At 42.7% G+C, this 13,688-nt stretch carries 16 protein-coding genes; 6 read left to right on the top strand and 10 right to left on the bottom strand.

What is annotated here, in order from left to right:
* Positions 1-179: 179 nt before the first annotated feature.
* From H6G96_RS35840 to H6G96_RS35810, 7 genes are all read right to left on the bottom strand, one after another.
* The gene (locus H6G96_RS35840; protein ID WP_190918652.1) at positions 180-1,007 is read right to left on the bottom strand and encodes a TniQ family protein; all 828 of its coding nucleotides are present in this window, start codon (positions 1,005-1,007) and stop codon (positions 180-182) included.
* Complete coding sequence (locus H6G96_RS35835; RefSeq protein WP_190918650.1) at positions 997-2,127, bottom strand: ATP-binding protein; 1,131 nt, start codon at positions 2,125-2,127, stop codon at positions 997-999. Before H6G96_RS35835 ends, H6G96_RS35840 begins: the two co-directional genes overlap by 11 nt.
* A complete protein-coding gene (locus H6G96_RS35830) occupies positions 2,127-4,856 on the bottom strand; it encodes a DDE-type integrase/transposase/recombinase (protein WP_190918648.1) in 2,730 nt (909 codons plus the stop codon). Before H6G96_RS35830 ends, H6G96_RS35835 begins: the two co-directional genes overlap by 1 nt.
* A gap of 675 nt (positions 4,857-5,531) precedes the next feature.
* Positions 5,532-6,134, bottom strand: coding sequence for a TniQ family protein (locus tag H6G96_RS35825; protein ID WP_190918646.1), 603 nt, complete (start codon positions 6,132-6,134; stop codon positions 5,532-5,534).
* Between the two features lie 19 nt (positions 6,135-6,153).
* On the bottom strand, positions 6,154-6,513 hold the full coding sequence (locus H6G96_RS35820) for a hypothetical protein (RefSeq protein ID WP_190918644.1): 360 nt from the start codon (positions 6,511-6,513) through the stop codon (positions 6,154-6,156).
* 93 nt (positions 6,514-6,606) lie between these two features.
* The gene (locus H6G96_RS35815; RefSeq protein WP_190918642.1) at positions 6,607-7,014 is read right to left on the bottom strand and encodes a hypothetical protein; all 408 of its coding nucleotides are present in this window, start codon (positions 7,012-7,014) and stop codon (positions 6,607-6,609) included.
* A gap of 122 nt (positions 7,015-7,136) precedes the next feature.
* The gene (locus tag H6G96_RS35810; protein ID WP_190918640.1) at positions 7,137-8,399 is read right to left on the bottom strand and encodes an RNA polymerase sigma factor; all 1,263 of its coding nucleotides are present in this window, start codon (positions 8,397-8,399) and stop codon (positions 7,137-7,139) included.
* Between the two features lie 169 nt (positions 8,400-8,568).
* On the opposite strand from H6G96_RS35810, the gene H6G96_RS35805 reads away from it, so the two are divergent.
* From H6G96_RS35805 to H6G96_RS35780, 6 genes are all read left to right on the top strand, one after another.
* A complete protein-coding gene (locus tag H6G96_RS35805; protein WP_012408899.1) occupies positions 8,569-8,928 on the top strand; it encodes a YciI family protein in 360 nt (119 codons plus the stop codon).
* Between the two features lie 35 nt (positions 8,929-8,963).
* Positions 8,964-9,461, top strand: coding sequence for a VOC family protein (locus tag H6G96_RS35800; protein WP_190918638.1), 498 nt, complete (start codon positions 8,964-8,966; stop codon positions 9,459-9,461).
* Positions 9,462-9,548: 87 nt separating this feature from the next.
* The gene (locus H6G96_RS35795; RefSeq protein WP_190918636.1) at positions 9,549-9,980 is read left to right on the top strand and encodes a YciI family protein; all 432 of its coding nucleotides are present in this window, start codon (positions 9,549-9,551) and stop codon (positions 9,978-9,980) included.
* 84 nt (positions 9,981-10,064) lie between these two features.
* The gene (locus H6G96_RS35790; protein ID WP_190918634.1) at positions 10,065-10,475 is read left to right on the top strand and encodes a VOC family protein; all 411 of its coding nucleotides are present in this window, start codon (positions 10,065-10,067) and stop codon (positions 10,473-10,475) included.
* An 80-nt stretch (positions 10,476-10,555) separates the two neighbouring features.
* On the top strand, positions 10,556-10,990 hold the full coding sequence (locus H6G96_RS35785; RefSeq protein WP_190918632.1) for a VOC family protein: 435 nt from the start codon (positions 10,556-10,558) through the stop codon (positions 10,988-10,990).
* 109 nt (positions 10,991-11,099) lie between these two features.
* Complete coding sequence (locus tag H6G96_RS35780) at positions 11,100-11,732, top strand: glutathione S-transferase family protein (protein ID WP_089131498.1); 633 nt, start codon at positions 11,100-11,102, stop codon at positions 11,730-11,732.
* 43 nt (positions 11,733-11,775) lie between these two features.
* Here H6G96_RS35780 and H6G96_RS35775 read toward each other — a convergent pair whose 3' ends face one another.
* The 3 genes from H6G96_RS35775 to H6G96_RS35765 all read right to left on the bottom strand — a co-directional run bounded on the left by H6G96_RS35775 (position 11,776) and on the right by H6G96_RS35765 (position 13,681).
* Positions 11,776-11,961: a hypothetical protein gene (locus H6G96_RS35775; protein WP_190918630.1), complete on the bottom strand. Its 186-nt coding sequence runs from the start codon at positions 11,959-11,961 to the stop codon at positions 11,776-11,778.
* A gap of 169 nt (positions 11,962-12,130) precedes the next feature.
* Positions 12,131-12,418 carry a hypothetical protein gene (locus H6G96_RS35770; RefSeq protein ID WP_190918628.1) on the bottom strand — a complete coding sequence of 96 codons (288 nt, stop codon included), beginning with the start codon at positions 12,416-12,418 and terminating at the stop codon, positions 12,131-12,133.
* Between the two features lie 375 nt (positions 12,419-12,793).
* Complete coding sequence (locus H6G96_RS35765) at positions 12,794-13,681, bottom strand: NAD(P)H-binding protein (RefSeq protein ID WP_190918626.1); 888 nt, start codon at positions 13,679-13,681, stop codon at positions 12,794-12,796.
* Positions 13,682-13,688: the final 7 nt, after the last annotated feature.

The raw sequence follows: 13,688 nt of genomic DNA, 5'->3' as shown, positions 1-13,688 counted from the left end.
TCGGTCACGTTATGGTTTCAAAACCTAATATTCGCAGAGCGATCGCACTACGACAAATCAAGTATTTCAGCCTCCGTTGCGGACAGTTTATGGCGGAAAAAACGGTCACTTTATGGTGTAAGTCACAGAGTGTGACTTACACCATAAGTTGTCCGTTACGGACAGCTTATGGTTGAAAATTATCCAAAGTTTGTAGGCGGCAAAAATTGCGAGGGTTCTTTAGCAACCAGATCCTCGACATCATCGAACCACATAAACTGCCAAGTCAGTCTGTCTCTGCGATGAGAGGAAAAATCTCCTATCAACAGATGCTGCCATGAATTTTCTGAGTTTTCAGCCACTACCTGTTCATCAAGGTTTTGGTTGATTCTAAAACCACCTAACCATAGATGACAGCTTGAGCAATATCCTGGACGAGAACATCTAGTCAACGGTGGAAATTGCTTGTCACAGTGAGGACACTGCTCAATCAGAGTTTGATGTTCGTGGTGGGGGCAAAATTTGATTGTGTTGACTAACCACAGCAGTGGATTGTAGATTATTCGATTCTGGGTACGCCAACTGGCGTAACACAATGGACACCAAGCTTGGTACAAGCGCAGAAAACTACACTCAAAGGTCAAACTTGCCCACTTTAGGGGTGACAAATTAGCTAAATCTCGACGTAAAGTTAACTCCTCAAGAACCTGAATTAGAGTTGTAGCAAAAATACCTCTGATTTCATTTGCAGATGCTAAAGAGTGGTGAATTCCAAAAAAATTATTAATGATGTCTATGGGGCTTGTTTGAGACATTTTTTGCCCCATCAAGGGAAGAATCTGAGACAAAATTAATTGTTCGGTAGTAGTAGAATGATGTTCAGCAAGACGAGCTACATACCCGCTCAAACTTTCTACGTAGATTGTACCAATACCAATAGGTTCTAAAGGGAACAACCGACTACGTTGTGGAATAACTGGTTTTTCTAAGTTCCACAACTCCTCATTAGTATAATGATTAACTAACATCTAGATTAATGCCTACAGTATCTCTTTTAGCAAGACGCTTTCCCACACGGCCCCTTTTCACCGGTGGCTGGCTTAAATCTTCAGGTGCTAAAGTTTCGATTTGAGTTTGTATTTGATTTCCTACCTCGTTACGCCAACGCTGTTCTCCAGCTTTTGCCTCTTGTTGAATTTGTTCACGTCGTGAAGAAGAGTACTCGTTATGTTGAATATGCTTCCAACTCAAGGTCGAGGCATTGTCTGCCAATGCAGTTCGTAAAGCTCTTGTTAACCAAGTTTTGAGGATACCAATACAACCCAACGAATAATCCAAAATATATTCGTACTTTTCTACCAGAGATGGTTCTTCAATTAATGGTAAGTGCGTTTGGAATGTTTGAAGTATCCGAATAAATTCAGTTACATCTTCTTTGCTATCTGAACAATAACGAGGTAAATGAATGTCCTCACTGCGTCGGCTGACTTGACCACTAAGACGGCAACAGTTTAGCAAATCATAAGTACCAAATAAAATATGTACAGTACCAGTAATATTGGCAATAGATTTTATCCAGTTCATCTGGTGTAGCATTTGCTTCCCACCAGCTAGCATTAGTAGGTGTTGAGCTTCGTCTACCATTAGTGCTGTCATTTGATGATGCCGCATAGCTTGTTCTAAAGCACGACGTACAATATCAGAACTTTTGGAAGCAAAGTATGTGGTGGAAGCAATTGCATGATTTTGGAAATTAGGTTTACTGTTTGTAGTGCTTAAAGTTACTGAAAGCTGTTCCAAAGATTCTAAAACCCTTAAGTAATAATCCTTGTAATTAAACTTTCCACCTTCTGCTGGAATTGCTTCTATTCCTGCAACTGGAATTTGGCAGGTATTGTGACTCATGGATGTTAATGCCTCTTCCAATAACAGTTTTTCGGCTCGCAGCCTTAAAGTCGTTTTGCCCACACCTGCCGGTCCAACAACAAACAGAACACAAATATCTGTTTGTTGTTGAAGATTGATTAATAAAGCATCTAAAGCTTGCCTTAAACGTAAATGTCCAACTGTAATGTTATGAAAATAGTCCAACCGCTCTGTTGAGGATTTTGTTAGTAATTCTTGTAGAAATGGACGTTGGAAATTCATTACCACAGCTCCTGTTGAGAGTACGGTTGGATTCGCCTGGGATTAATTTCTTGAGCCTCTAATTTATTTGGCAGTCTTAGTTCTTCTGTAATATTATTTTTAATATCGGCTAAATCTTCTTTAACAACAGATTGTGCTTGTTTCAGTATTTTAGAAGACACAATTTGACGAACTCCAGTTGCTGCAAAATCTCGTAATCGTTGTATTTGTAAAGTCTCTTGAGCTTCGGCTGATTCTAGATACTGTGCTAAGTCCTTAGCCTTAATTGTGACTTTCTGGTTGTACTGCTTTTTCTGCTGACGTATTTCGATGCTAGCAAGCCGAATTTCTCGTTCAGAATGTCCTTGTAACGATGAATAATGTTGTGAAATACAACGCACCCAAGCATTTTTGACATAGGCATAAGCCGTACCCACATCCCAGGGATCATATCTAATAGGTACTTGGGTTCCTTCAACTTCAGGATGGAGAAAAGAATCATCTATTGACCAGTAGTAAATATGGTTAACTTTTACCCCAAGCTTTGGTATAACTTTGGCGCTTCCTTTTGGAGTTGATGGCAAAGTAAAAATCTGAAAATTTTCATCATTAATAATTCTTTGACCAAAGCGCATTCCACTTTGAGTTAAGCCCTTTTCAAATGCAACACATGGTGATTGTCCTAGTGCAGGATGTTCTCTCTGGTCATAAATTACATAAATATATTCACAAAAATACTCATATATTTCCGGTAACGTCCATACAGCTTGTGCCTTTGGATTATTCGTCTTATTCACTAAGCGAATTTGCTTTGTAATTTGGGTGTTTCCTTTCAGGTTGTAGAAGAATTCAGTATGACTGGTGCCAAAAAAACGTTCAATTATTGAACCAAATCTAGGACTAGCAACAGGGCGTTGTTTCTTTATACAACCAAATGCTGCTAAAAGAGTTTCAAAGTAAATACTGCCAAATTCTACACCGTTATCTACTACCAAAGTTTCTGGTAACCGCCCTAGTCTCTGCACGCAAATTCGTAACACCATCATGCAGGAGCGATAGGACGGCGGGTCAAAAGTCAAATAGATAGCTAAAATACGCCGGGAAAAAGCATCAATCAAAACGGTTGCCCAAGGTCTACCTAAACAACATCCTGTCCTTTGGCAAACTAACTCAATATCTAACTCGGTATGGTCAATGTGACAAATTTCAAAGGGACGACTTCCGTGGCAAGGTGTCGAGAACGTTAATTCATGATAAAACGAGCTTTTTTGGTAAGCTGCCCGATTTCCTTGCCTCTTACGAGTTTGTCTATGATCTGCTCTACTGTTGATCCGCTTGTAAAACGTAGTACGGCTTGGGCAAGGGTCTGTTTTTCCCGCTTTTTCCCACTCTCTTGCCAGAATACCGTAAGTTGTCAGTTTATTTCTCTGTTTAAAATTCTCGTAATGCTGCTCAATAATTTTATCGATGAACTCCCAAGTTTGATCTGAAAATCGCTCAACACGGTTTCCTTTGTCTTTACGATTTGGCAACAAACCAATGTAACCCCAACCATAGGTTTCCTCTGCGGAATGATATTTGGCTTTCCATCTGCGAATTGTTCGCTCAGATACAGGACTATTGGTTGGCGGATCTTTATCTTTATGCAGATATGGTTCAATGATTTTCTGGCGGTAGTTAGCTACGGCTAAGTCTTCTGGGCTAGCGCATTTTAGCTGTTCCCAAATTTGAGTTGATTTTACTCCTTGAGCTTCAATGCCAGTAATTTCTTTTTGTGAAATTAGTGTTTCAAAGTCTGTATGGCTTAACCCAATTAGATGATTTTCACCTTGCAAAACAATTTTTTTCTCTCCAATCTGAATTACAGATAAACTTTTTCCATCCCAGAACACCGTTGCACCAACCGCCACATCAATCTGTTGCCCCTTATCAAGGGTGGCAGCAGCCTTTTTAGAAATGATTAAGTTATAAGCTTCTGCTACCTGCTGGCTACTAAACAGATGAACTTTTTCTGGTTCACTCAATCCTATGCCTTTCAAGTCTACATATAGCTGCTTTGTTGCAATCAAGGCATAAATATCATCTACCCAACTGGTATTTGTTGATAAGAGTAATTGTTTCAGGGTCATCCCCGGATTAGCTGTAACAGATTCAATAACTCTTGTCCTTGCTTCTGGATTAACTATATTCTCTTGGCTCAAGTAAACTCTGAGAAACTGATGGTTGCGGTAAGCAATCCAGTTTATTTCCTGATCTGTACGAAGGTGATAGTAAAGCCCCAATGATTGAACTTTAGTTTCTACCGGTGGAGCCTGCCATTTACCATTTTCGTTTTGTTGATACCTTGTGGGTTGTTTGTGAGTCAGTGTTTTGAGACGTTCGCTAGTTTTCCATTCTTCAAACCCTGCACAGTTATACCGAATCACTAAGAAATCAGGAATATGACTCGTCACCACCCTACGCCCGCTTTTCGACTCAAATGATATGCTTAGACGAACTGGTTGGTCATAGTACTCCAGAACATCTTCGTCGTTTTCATACTCTACGATCGCAGGCAATTCTACTTTGTGGGACTCAAACTGAATCGTTTTTCCCATTTTGTGGCTTGGGTAGCTACCACAAACATTTTTCGCTCCGCCACCTACTTTCCTTACAGGCTCCGAACAACGGATTTGCTGTACAAATTCTTTTGTCGTCTCTGGTAAACCGAGCCGATGACACCATTGTTCAAATTCTTGGTCACTGAGCATACAGAAATCTGTAACTTTCGGACTGTTTATGCTTGAATAATGAGCTTTCGGTCACTTTATCATTTCAAAACACTACTTTTACTGTTCGGCTACTAAACGTAATAATCCGCTTTTGAACTTCTACTGCGGACAACTTATGGTTTCAAAAACGGACAGCTTATGGTGTAAGTCACAATTATGTCGGTTTGCAGACTAAATGAAATTCGTGCGGACTAAATGAAATTCTATTGCAGACTAATTGAAAATCTGTTGGTGTAACCCTGATTCTTTCGTAGCTACAGGCGATCGCTGTTGGAGAGAGTTTTTACTCAAAGCTTTGTGTGGTAATGAATTGGAACGTTTTATCCCTATTTGGGGGAAAATTTCATTTAGTCTGCGAATTTAGGAGGAAAATTTCACTTAGTCCGCAAAAAAATTTCAATTAGTCCGCAACAAAGGTAGCTCAAATCCTTATTATTGCGTTGAAAAAATTTCACTTAGTCTGCAAACCCACAGTTTGCAGACTAAATGAAATTTGTGTGGGTTTGCACATAAGATGAAATTTGGACAACGCAGTTACAAGGGTTTGGGGGAACTAGATTCGCGCATAAAGTGAAATTGAATGTGGAGTAAGGGTTTGAGCTAAATAGTAAATTCGCAGATAAAGTGAAATTTCCAAATCACAACTTCAATACATCAGGCAAAACTATCATTTGAGGCATCTTGTAGTTTCTGTTGATGCTGACTTACTTGCACAGTAGCAAGGCTTTTCTGCAATGAGGATAAGTATGCAGACAAATTAACTTGCTCAGAGGTGGCTGTTTCAACTTGCCCAGAACGAAAATCGAAACCACATCGACATCTTGTGACTGCGGATCTAGACCACCGAATACCTTTGTTAAAATTAGGACATTTTTTAAGCAGTACACATTGATGTAAGTAACAAGCTTTTACTAGATTCCAATCCCAAATTTTGCGACAATAAGCAGATTCGGTCAAACAATGAGGACACAGTTTTATAGCAAATTTATAAAGGGTGTATTGCTGGGAAGTAATAAGAGAAGACAATTGAGAAGGGAGAGAAGCCATTAGTATTAGCTGCTCATCGGTCATTTGAATAAGTTGACTGAGTTGAGAAGGCTCATAGGGATTGTTGACAATAAGAATTCCTCGATTGATATGTAAGCCAGCTAGCTGCAAAATCCAATTAGGAGAAGGATAATAATTACTTTCACTTAGCCGAATTAGATAACCAGCTAAACTTTCATCTTCATAGGGAGTTGGAGTTTGTAAAAGCACTTGATGAGACTATATTTTTTTAAGAGTTCCTTAATATTTGAGCAGCTTTTAAAGGTTTAGATTTAGATTTCAGGCGTTTATTAGTTGCGTCAACTTCTAAGTTTACAGTTGGAGAGTAAACTGTCTCAATTTCAAATTTATCAGTGATAAAAGGATTATTTTTATCAGGTTTATCGGCTCGAACAGATTTCTCAAAAGCCATTGCTAAAATATTTAAGTCAAGTTTTTCTTGATTTTGGTTAAGAGCTAAATAAGCTCCATACCGAACTAGCTTCATTATATGAGCAACGACTCCATCTGAAGCGTAGTAAAGCCTTCTTGCTGTATATACTTCGGATAAATTTGAAGCTTGAGCTAGAGGAAGCTTTGACTCTAACAAATGTAAAAAAGTTTAAATTTGTTGTCTGTTCTTTGTTGGATAATGTACTCACAGTTATGCAGCCACAAGTGAATTCCTACTTGGAATCTAACTCTAGTCATTTTCCCCACTCCCTGCGAAATAGGCTTGTGAGGATAAGTAAAGAGGGCTATTATTATTTACTTGAGTCATTAAATCAGTTTTTAAAAATCCTAAAAAAATTAATTTTAATAAAATTGGTTTATCAATCCCTTGAGGTTGTAAATTATTGATAGCTGTAGATAGAGGAATTGGTAATTTTGAATGAAAATATTGATGACAAATAATCAGGTTTTGAAGTGTTAAAGGGATTTTGGCATATCGATAGAGAAGTTTAACGTTATTTAACAGAGAGCCTCTATTCATCATTTCATCAGTGATGATGACAAATTCCCAACCAAGAGACTTCAAAGTAGAAGCTATTACTGGAAATCTTCTGACATTTTTTTCATCCTCAAGCCAGGAACTTGGCTTAATTTCCATAATTTGTTGCTTTGACTGGCGTTGCACTAAAAAATCCGGATCGCTCGTTCAAAATCATTAATACCAATCGAAACGTGCGAGAGAATGCTGGGATTGTTATCCATCTCGGAATCCTCTATCAGTTACTGAATGTTAGGTTGAACTTCGCGCAACCGACGTTCCAGAAAACGACGTTCACTGTCATTTGTCACTAATTCTAGTGCCCGTGTATAGTTCTGGGTCGCTTGCTCTAATGCTCCAACACGCCGAAATAAATCTGCACGGGTGGCATGAAAGAGATGATAGCTGTCCAGTTCTGGAGCAAGGCTATCAATCAGTCCAAATGCGGCTTGAGGACTGTCTGCCATTGCGATCGCCACTGCTCGGTTCAAGGTAACAATGGGTGAGGGCTGCAAGCGTTCCAACACCTCATAGAGCCGCACGATCTGCGCCCAGTCTGTTTCTTCGGCGCGGGTTGCCTGACAATGGAGGGCTGCGATCGCCGCTTGCAGGGCATAGACTCCGGTTCCAAAGAGCAACGCTTCCTCTACCAGAGGTAACGCCTCAGCAATCTGTAGATGGTTCCAACGACTGCGATCCTGATCTTCTAGCAAAATCAAATCGCCTGCCTCATCTAGACGCGCATTGCGCCGCGAATCGTGCAATAACATCAGCGCCACCAGTGCTGTGACTTCAGATGGGGGTTGGGGTGCCAGCAATTGCCGCACCAGTTGCCCCAAGCGAATCGCTTTGATGCAGAGGTCAGCCCGCACGATCGCATCTCCTTTGGTTGCGGCATAGCCTTCGTTGAAGATGAGATAGATGACTTTCAGGACTGCCTCTATCCGGGGAGCGAGATCAGTCGTCTCAGGTACTTTGTAAGGAATGCCTGCGTCTCGAATTTTGCGTTTAGCACGAACTAACCGCTGTGCCATTGTTGCAGTCGGTATAAGAAAGGCGCGGGCAATTTCGTCGGTTTCCAGTCCACCCAACATTCGGAGGGTCAACGCTACTTGAGTTTCCATTGCCAGTGCCGGGTGACAGCAGGTAAAGATTAATCGCAGGCGATCATCTCCAATTTCATCACTGTCATAGGTTGGTTCTTCAGTGGATGGAATTAAGCCAGATGCCGCATACCACTCCAGTTTTTCGGTCAGTTTCGTGCGTCGTCGGAGGCGATCGATCGCCTTGTACTGGGCAGTTCGGATAATCCAGGCACGGGGACGATCGGGAATACCGTCGCTTTCCCACTGATTCACTGCCGCTGTAAATGCTGCCTGTGCAGCTTCTTCAGCTACATCAAAATCTCCGACCAGCCGAATCAGAATAGCGACAATGCGCCCCCATTCAGTTCGATAAAGGGCAGCAATTGCTTGAGCCACATCTGTTTTTGGGATTGAAGCCATACCTTTGACAAAAAGACATAAAGAATTTTGGGCAAGGTGTCGATTTGAGCAATTGCCGTTCGACTAACTGATAAAGGGAGATAAGTTCAATTGTACTAAACAAAATTTTTGCACTCAGGTGTCGATTTGGACAATTCCCGTTCGACTTAATCACAAAGGAGGCAACCCAATGAAATATTTGCTGCTGATTTATATGGACGAAAACGCCATGAGCGACACCGAGCGGGAGCATTGCTATGGGGAATCTGCCCAACTCGCCCAGGACTTGCATACTCAAGGACAATTTCTGGCGACGGCTCCACTCCATCCTGTTGCAACCGCAACCAGTGTCCAAGTCCGTGATGGCAAATCACTCGTGACCGATGGACCATTTGCCGAAACCCGCGAACAATTGGGTGGATTCTTCCTCGTTAATGCTCAGGATTTGGATGAAGCCATTGCGATCGCCACCCGCATCCCAGGTGCAAAAGTCGGCACCGTCGAAATCCGTCCTGTCATCGAAGTTGCGGGACTACCAGCACAGCCCTGACCGTTCTTAACCGCTTGAACTCAAGGAGAACCCTCATGCAAAACAATTCCAAAATCACTCCCTGTTTATGGTTTGATGATCAAGCCGAAGCCGCCGCTCAGTTTTATACGTCGATTTTTCGCAATTCCAAAATTGTCCACGTCAGTCGATATAGAGACGCTGGACAGGAAATTCACGGAAAACCAGCCGGAGCCGTCATGACTGTCAGCTTTGAACTTGATGGTCAGCCGTTCACAGCACTCAACGGTGGTCCGACCTTCAAATTTAACGAGGCGATTTCCTTCCAAATCTTTTGCGATACCCAGGCGGACGTGGACGATTACTGGCAAAAATTGTCTGCCGGTGGGGATGAAACCGCACAGCAATGCGGCTGGCTCAAAGACAAATACGGCGTCTCCTGGCAAATTATTCCTCGCATTCTGATTGACTTACTCAACCACCCCGACGCGGCAACCTCTCAAAAAGTGACCACTACCATGCTGCAAATGAAGAAGATCGAGATTGATGAACTCAAGCGTGTCGCTGCTGATTAGCGGTTCCTTCGGAGTTGCGCTTTGCGCTAATCAGCACACCCAACCCCTCGCAATCTAACTCAAAACCATTCAACAGGAGATTTCACAATGAAAGTCATGGTCTTTGTCAAAGCAACCCAAGACTCCGAAACTGGGGTTATGCCGAGCGAACAGCTTTTAACTGAAATGGGGCAGTACAACGAAGAATTAGCCACCGCAGGTATCTTGCTCGCCGCTGAGGGGTTTCATCCTAGCTCAAAAGGGGTGCGAGTTCACTTTTCAGGAAGCGATCGCACCGTCACCCAGGGACCTTTCACTCCAGCGCAGGAGTTAGTGGCAGGGTATTGGCTGTGGCAGGTGAACTCAATGTCCGAGGCAGTTGCTTGGGTAAAGCGCTGCCCTAACCCTATGCCAGGAGACTCCGAGATTGAGATTCGTCCCGTATTCGAGGCAGAGGATTTTGGTGAAGTCCTGACACCCGCCTTAAGGGAGCAGTCAGACCGCATTCGCGCTCAACTTGAAACGCAGCAGCAAGAGTAACGTCATCAGCAACCGCGCAAATGATGTTCATGTGCGAACGATCCGCTCATCAAAACGCAGAATCGATTACAAAAGGAGAAATCAATGCAACTCAATTCTTACCTGATGTTCAATGGCAACTGTGAGGCAGCGTTCAAGTTCTATGAACAATGTCTGGGTGGCAAGATGACTATGATGATGACACACAAAGAAGCACCTTCTGCCGAAAATGTCTCACCGGAATGGCAGGACAAAATCATGCACGCTTGCCTTGAACTAGATGATCGCTTCCTGATGGGATCTGACTGCCCACCAGGATACTTTGAAACCCCGCAAGGTTTCTACGTACAAATTAGCGTTCCTGATATCACTGAGGCAGAACGGCTTTTTCACGCTCTAGCAGAAAACGGCAAGGTGAAGATGGCGATCGCGCAAACGTTCTGGTCATCGCGCTTTGGTATGTTGACCGATCAGTTTGGGACACCGTGGATGATCAACTGCGAACAAACCATCTGAGCCTATACCAACATCTGTCCTTTGTCCTTTGTAAATAGCCACTGACCACTGACCAACAACTAACTACACCAGGAGAAACCATGAGTACTCAAATTTTCGTCAACCTACCCGTCAAATATCTCCAGCAATCCATCGAATTTTTCACAAAACTTGGCTTTCAGTTCAACCCCCAATTTACCGATGAAACGGCCACCTGCATGATTGTGTCCGAAACCATCTTTGTGATGCTTTTGACGCATGAGAAATTCAAAACATTCACGCCGAACCCGATTTGCGATGCCACAAAAAGTACCGAAGTGTTGACGTGCTTATCAGTTGAGAGCCGAGAAAAAGTGGATCAGCTGGTTCGTGAAGCCGTTGCTGCTGGTGGCACAACCTACAACGAACCTCAAGACCACGGATTTATGTACGCGCATGGATTCCAGGATCTAGATGGTCACATTTGGGAACTGATTTACATGGAACCCGAAGCAACCCATCCAGTTGAGGCTGAAAGGGAAGAAGCAGGAGTGTGAACCACAACAGAACAACCAGTGGAACACAAATTCGCGAACTCATTGAAACATGAGCACACCCATTCATACAAGAAGATGAAAGATATTTGCACATCACTGAGGTTGATTCATGAAACTCTATGAATTTGCTCCCACACGATCAATTCGGGTTCGCTGGGTTCTCCAGGAACTTGGGGTAGAATTTGAAGCAATCTCCATCAACATGCAGGCAGGTGAACACCGTACACCCGATTTTCTCACCATCAATCCCACTGGCAAGCTCCCTGTACTCATCGATGGCGAACATATCATCACTGAATCCGTAGCCATTGCTTTGTACCTCGGTGAGAAGTACCCAGAATCTAACCTGGTACCTACAGACTTGCTTCTGCGAGCACAGCTTTATCGTTGGCTCCTCTTTACTGCCACCGAATTGGAACAGCCGCTATGGCGTATCGCTCGCCACACGTTTATATACCCAGAAGAGTTGAGATTACCTGCTGAAATACCTCTGGCTCGGCAAGACTTCACCAGTATGGCTGTCGTTTTAGAGAACCATCTGTTGGATCGGCAGTTTGTAGTGGGTGAACACGTCACAGTGGCTGATTTTGTGCTTGCTTACACACTGGATTGGGCGAACGAAGTTCAGCTACTTGCCACTTTCCCCACGCTGGTGGACTACATGGAACGAATGTACAAACGACCAAAGGCATCTGGACGAATCGCAGCTGCACTTGCAAGTCTCAACCAGACCTCACAATGATTCACAGATAACCCAATGGGAACTCAACCAAGCTGAACAAACCTCACCCATGCCTGCTCAACCGCAAAAAGAACATCAGTGGCTCCAGAAACTCGTCGGTTTCAAATGAAATTTTCTCCCATCCAGCATCTGTAACTATTTCGTTACCAGTCTTTGTAATAAACAGATTTTCTTCTTCTACCATCCAAGGGAAGGATGTATTGTAATGTTTTCTCTCTCGTTTCCCCATTGAGCTATTGCAATGTCTATCGCCTTGCCGCCCAAGCGTCTACGCACTCAACTTTAATGCTATCGTTGATTATTTGGTAGGCTTCTTTACCAAAGAGCAACTCCTGTTTGTGACAGTACGTACACCGCAGGAGCAACGTATTCTTTTTGGCCTATGTTTATCAGGAGTATCACCCACAAAAATCATCCACCCGGATATCCCGCCAAATGTCAGAAATCTGCCAGCCAGAGTTGCCAACAGACTGTACTGGAGGATTGTCAAAGAATGGAATATAGTCAGGAACTCTAGCCACTGGAATTGCTGCTGGTTTCTCTTCAACCGCAGGGGCAGTAGAATTGACAGTATTAGCTTCAAGAAGTTGGTCTTCTGCTTCTTCGATCAACTTCATCTGTTTCAGAGTAAGCTTGTCGGATTTTTTGATGATTTTCTTTGTCTGTATCTCATTAGAAGTATTCATTGGCTGTTCCCTCGAAGGCATTGGCTTAAAATTTGGATGAGTAAAGTTGGGAGAAGATAGGTATTAATAATTGCACAGAAATAACAAAGTACACCAAATCGATGGAAAATACGAGTCTCTTGCTGAAGAATTTATTAATTGTGTACAAATCTGGGCGTTGCATAGTAGAGGGATGAATTGAGGTGTTCTACTGTGTATTGTCCATACTCTGAGTCTACCGAGATTAGAAAAAATAAACTAGATTACTGATATTTAAGTGCTTAAATGTTCATCTCATCGTCACCATTACTTACAATTTTATTGAGCCTGTAATGAAAAAATTAAAGAGGTTACCCCTCTTGAGACAGCCTCTTTGTACAAAAACAATCAACCTTTTTAAAAAGCAGCAGCAAATTCCTTTGCAAAATCTGTCATCTTTACTTTTCCCATAATGGTTGGTCTATTGTGGTAATAATCCTCTAAAAATATGCCGCTATGAACCCCGGCATACATTTCAACCAAACCCGCAGCAATATTTGGGTTCATCCCTAACGCTTCTAAATCACTTTGCATTTGTTCGCTGGGAATAATAATCCATTTCAAATCAGGCTTTCCAATAACTGCACCTAAAATAGTTGCAGTTTCGTTGCCGGTACATTCGTCACTTGCTACATACCGCACTTTGCAGCCAACAAGCGGTGTTTCAAGTTCTTCAGCAATGGCAGCAGCAATATCTCTAGGGGAAACCCATACATTGTTATCATCTGCACCGTAGTTTGCCGCAATAACGCCCTGGGTTTTGATCATTTCTACATAGCCATATAAATTGTAGTAGAAAGCAACGGGGCGCATGAACGTGATGGCAACATCTGACAGATTATTCATGATACCTTCTCCTTTATGATGACCGAGAATAATACCTGAACCTTTCTCTAAATGAGCACCAATGCTACTGAGGTAAACCACACGCTTTACGCCCGACTGCTGAACGGCTTGTGCATAGTTATTGGCGATTCTTTGATAATACGCCAATAGGTCAAGGTTCTGATCGAAGTAGTTGTTTGGCGGGATCATACAATACACACCATCTGCACCAGTAAAAGTAGCCGTGAGAAAATCAACGTCTTCCAATGAGCCGATGGCTGCGGTGGCATCCAAGGCTTCAATGTCTTTTTGCTTTTCGGGTTTGGTGCTGATAACCGTAACTGTATGACCTTTCTGCACTAACTCTTGTGTCAGCGGCTTGCTGATGTTTCCAAGTGAACCTGTCACTATAACTTTCATAGATAAA

This window comes from Nostoc sp. FACHB-892, from assembly GCF_014698795.1.
In the GTDB taxonomy this organism is placed as follows: domain Bacteria; phylum Cyanobacteriota; class Cyanobacteriia; order Cyanobacteriales; family Nostocaceae; genus Nostoc.
The sequence above is the reverse complement of the archived record's forward strand: the minus strand, read 5'-3'. Positions and strand labels throughout refer to the sequence as shown.